Genomic DNA, 3,040 nt, shown 5'->3' on the forward strand with positions numbered 1-3,040 from the left:
CAGTTGCCAGACCGCAAGGTGTTTTAACAAATCAAAAGGGGTTTTTATAGCGGCTTTATAGCTGAAAGCTCTACGGAACCCCCTGCCTAGCAGGGGGTTTTCTATATACAATAAAAAACCCGCTTAACTGGCGGGTTTATCTGGCACTACATATTCCCACCAACTATGTGATGGTAATAATAATTGAGTATGCAGTACGTAATATCATAGGTTCACCTAAAATAGTAAGGATTTACACATTATCAGGATATTTAAAAGTAATCAAAACCATTCTAACAGGGCAAACGGGTCTATCGTGATGGTAGAACCTTCAATATCCAGCAAGGCCAGCAGCTTGGGGATCGCGGTGATTTCATTCGATTTATCCGAGACTTTCACCTGACCAAAGCAGAGTTGATTCGCGACTGACCAGGCGCTGACCAGATGGAGAGCAGGAACGCCATTGGCTTTGTCGAGTGTTTCCCGCAAAGTTTTGCCATCCAACGCGATAATGTCATCGGATATTTTGGCTAAGCTGTTCACCCATAGGGTAAAAGCGTGCCCAAATTCTTGGGGATCAAGCCGGTTTATCACATCGCTAAAGGTATCATGGCTGGGTATGCCATTGGGAAGATCCAGAAATTCCCGAAACCAATCTTCTTTGGATTTACCTTACTCTTCAATCGCATTGAAGCCTTCACAACCACAGATCACGGCACAAATCGAGATGATCAGAATATCGATGAGAGCATACTGTTTAGTTCGGTTAACACGCGGATCAGTGGGGTGCCCAAAGGCATTGCTGATGGTGGTGGCATGCATGCATGCATGCCAGCTTCTACACTTATCATTGACAGGATACGGATTATAAATCACAAACAGTTACCAACATCCAATTTCTATGTACCGAATGCATTCAGTTAATTACATTGGTCAATTTAGATCCGGAGGAGAGATTCGAACAAAGCAATTAATCCATTGATTTTAAATAAAAATATTAATTATTAAAATAAAACTACACACGTCACTATACACATGAAAATTTAGTGAGTAAAAATGGACAGTTGAGAAAAATAAATCAATTTTGTTCGACTCCTTCTTTTTCCGCTAACTCAGGATTCGAACACAGATACATTGTACAGAATATTAAAGTGACTATCACTATAGAACAGAAATCTGCCCTTTAGCATATTGGAATCAGACAAACAATTTTCCGATTTCAAATCGGGAAATCACCACCATCTTCAAGATGTGATATCACACCTTGGGTATGGTGATTTCCACCATACCTTTTTGCTTATGTACATGCGGGATTATCCCGTATGTAATTCAGTGACTAACTGTCAGCCTGATAGCAGAGCAAAGCCCGAATTCGGGCTTAGGTAATAACTTATTGATATCTAATCAGAAGCCATATTTGGCGTTTGGTCATAGTGTAGCTGACCCAATTATTTTGGGTTGCCTGCCTCGTAGCTCGGCACAAGAACTGACCCTCTTAAAGTGGGTCAGTTTGTGCCGACGAATTTCGTCGCTGCAAAATCCAATAATCGAACTTTGCGGGTTACTATTGGTTACTCACAAACTTTGCAAGGCAGTAATACTGACTCACAGAATTTGTACGTATCTTTAAGAGACGCACAAAAGAACAACGCAGGTAGGCTTGAGTTTAAGCCGTCCAGCACAGGGTTACTTAATGTCACTCCGTACGTATTACGTTCGCAGTGATTTAACTTATTGATTATCATCATGGTTGAAAAACCAGATCATCTACAAGCGGTGGAAAATGACACGAAGACCGAAGAAGAAAGCCCCTCGATAGTCGCCACAGTCACAGGCAAGATCACCGTAGCCCCGAAGCGTATCAAGTGCCAGACAGGTAAAGTAATGGCAGTTGCCACCATGCAGGTACAGAGCGAAAAGCGCAATGATTACCCGCTGCGAGTCGTGGGCTTTGATGAGGTCGCGCTGTCAGTCATGCTATTGCGGAAAGGTCAGGTGATCGCTGTTACGGGAAAGGCTTCTTACTGGCAGGGCTGTCAGTTGGCTGTCTCTTCAATCGCTCCATAGGTTCCGACGAAATTCGTCGTCACCCCTCACAAGGTCGGAACGTTTAGCGTACTGACCTCTCACTACCGACGATATTCGTCGTCAGTCACTAACTCATATTTTTGCGCCAAGAACACCAAATTAATTTTCATAATTTTTTTCTTTATATATAAGTTAAGCAACCGGTGTTGTCTCGGTTGTCTCGGTTGTCTCAACCGACTTAACACATTGTTTTATAATGATTAATATCTGAAAATTGAGACAACCAAGCCTATTTTATGTTGTCTCAATTTTATCTTTTGTATCGTAAATGATTCACATCACGTTGATAAATAAAGATTTAATATCAAATTTGATGTTGTCTCAGTGAAGCCCTTTGCATACCCATTTACCCAAACGGTTCCAGAACAGGCGGATAAAGGAAATCGTGGATGGGGAAAAGGTATACTATACCGATGGCGAACCGTGTGATATTCCTGAAGGCTGCCGGTTAGATGTCCGTGTCCAGATGCCGGAAGATTCGGTGTGGAATGTGGGGCAGAAGGCAAGAAATTGAACACATGGAGAACAACACACAGCTAAATTGTCGAGGCATAGTTGATTAAAAATATAGTTTATTTTTGAATAAATTCGATGAGTTTTGATATTCGATAAGTTCATAAATAATAAAAATGAGTTATTTAATTTATTTGATCTCTAATTATTTTTTAGTATTAAAAAACATAAGGTTATTGATTCAATTTTAGCCAATTGTAATAATAACCATACATTCCATTCCAATACCCTCATATAAAGTATAAATGTAAAATCATTTCATATCGATAACATTACACATTTAAAAAATATGTATTTATTAGATATAAGATTAGTTTTTTTAAATATTGTATATACAGCTAGTAGAATTTCTTGGATTCGCATGATAAGTGCAATTTCTGAAAAAGGCGGTCAGTTGCTATAGTAGGCATCTTTCTCGCCAAAGGAAAATGCACTATGACCTATAAACAACTGACCGAAT

2 protein-coding genes and 1 pseudogene are annotated in these 3,040 nt (G+C 39.9%); 2 read left to right on the forward strand and 1 reads right to left on the reverse strand.

What is annotated here, in order from left to right; all coding sequences use genetic code 11:
* Positions 1 to 261: 261 nt before the first annotated feature.
* Positions 262 to 801: pseudogene (locus AAC854_RS21825) on the reverse strand (ISAs1 family transposase).
* A 954-nt stretch (positions 802 to 1,755) separates the two neighbouring features.
* Between AAC854_RS21825 and AAC854_RS21830 the strand changes: the two are divergent.
* Together AAC854_RS21830 and AAC854_RS21835 are read left to right on the forward strand one after the other, a co-directional pair.
* Positions 1,756 to 2,046, forward strand: a complete 291-nt coding sequence (locus tag AAC854_RS21830; RefSeq protein ID WP_340618932.1) for a hypothetical protein — start codon at positions 1,756 to 1,758, stop codon at positions 2,044 to 2,046.
* 355 nt (positions 2,047 to 2,401) lie between these two features.
* Positions 2,402 to 2,581, forward strand: coding sequence for a phage tail fiber protein (locus AAC854_RS21835; RefSeq protein WP_479715132.1), 180 nt, complete (start codon positions 2,402 to 2,404; stop codon positions 2,579 to 2,581).
* Positions 2,582 to 3,040 lie beyond the last annotated feature (459 nt).

This window comes from Xenorhabdus entomophaga, assembly GCF_037996725.1.
Lineage (GTDB): Bacteria > Pseudomonadota > Gammaproteobacteria > Enterobacterales > Enterobacteriaceae > Xenorhabdus > Xenorhabdus khoisanae.